At 55.7% G+C, this 1,394-nt stretch carries 1 rRNA gene; it reads left to right on the top strand.

Going from position 1 to position 1,394, the window contains the following annotated elements:
- Positions 1 to 1,384 (top strand): 23S ribosomal RNA (locus Acy02nite_RS46110); the annotation flags it as partial.
- Between the last annotated feature and the right edge of the window lie 10 nt (positions 1,385 to 1,394).

Here is a 1,394-nt window from a genome sequence, read left to right on the forward strand (position 1 = left end):
CTGAGACGTGATGCCGAGCCGTTCTGGTGAAGTCATTGATCCTATGCTGCCGAGAAAAGCCTCTAGCGATGTTTCGAGCGGCCCGTACCCTAAACCGACACAGGTGGTCAGGTAGAGAATACCGAGGCGACGGGTGAACTGTGGTTAAGGAACTCGGCAAATTGCCCCCGTAACTTAGGGAGAAGGGGGGCCGGACGCGTGAAGCCCCTTGCGGGTGGAGCGTGGTATGGCCGCAGAGAGCAGGGGGAAGCGACTGTTTACTAAAAACACAGGTCCATGCCAAGTCGTAAGACGATGTATATGGACTGACGCCTGCCCGGTGCTGGAACGTTAAGGGGACCTGTTAGCTCTTCGGGGCGAGGCGGAGAACTTAAGCGCCAGTAAACGGCGGTGGTAACTATAACCATCCTAAGGTAGCGAAATTCCTTGTCGGGTAAGTTCCGACCTGCACGAATGGCGTAACGACTTCCCCACTGTCTCAACCACAGGCCCGGCGAAATTGCAGTACGAGTAAAGATGCTCGTTACGCGCGGCAGGACGGAAAGACCCCGGGACCTTTACTATAGCTTGACATTGGTATCTGAATTCGATTGTGTAGGATAGGTGGGAGACTGTGAAGCTCGGACGCCAGTTCGGGTGGAGTCATTGTTGAAATACCACTCTGTTGGGTTTGGGTATCTAACTTGCGGCCCTGATCGGGTCGAGGGACAGTGTCTGGTGGGTAGTTTAACTGGGGCGGTTGCCTCCTAAAGGGTAACGGAGGCGCCCAAAGGTTCCCTCAGCCTGGTTGGCAATCAGGTGTTGAGTGTAAGTGCATAAGGGAGCTTGACTGTGAGACTGACGGGTCGAGCAGGGACGAAAGTCGGGACTAGTGATCCGGCACTTGCGTGTGGAAGCGGTGTCGCTCAACGGATAAAAGGTACCCCGGGGATAACAGGCTGATCTTCCCCAAGAGTCCATATCGACGGGATGGTTTGGCACCTCGATGTCGGCTCGTCGCATCCTGGGGCTGTAGCAGGTCCCAAGGGTTGGGCTGTTCGCCCATTAAAGCGGTACGCGAGCTGGGTTTAGAACGTCGTGAGACAGTTCGGTCCCTATCCGCCGTGCGCGTTGGATACTTGAGAAGGGCTGTCCCTAGTACGAGAGGACCGGGACGGACGAACCTCTGGTGTGCCAGTTGTTCCGCCAGGAGCATGGCTGGTTGGCTACGTTCGGAAGGGATAACCGCTGAAAGCATCTAAGCGGGAAGCTCGCTTCGAGATGAGGTATCCCACCACCTTGAGTGGGTAAGGCTCCCAGCTAGACTACTGGGTTGATAGGCCGGAGATGTAAGCACGGTAACGTGTTGAGTTGACCGGTACTAATAGGCCGAGGGCTTAACCACCCTAAACTTT

The organism is Actinoplanes cyaneus (assembly GCF_016862095.1).
Lineage (GTDB): Bacteria > Actinomycetota > Actinomycetes > Mycobacteriales > Micromonosporaceae > Actinoplanes > Actinoplanes cyaneus.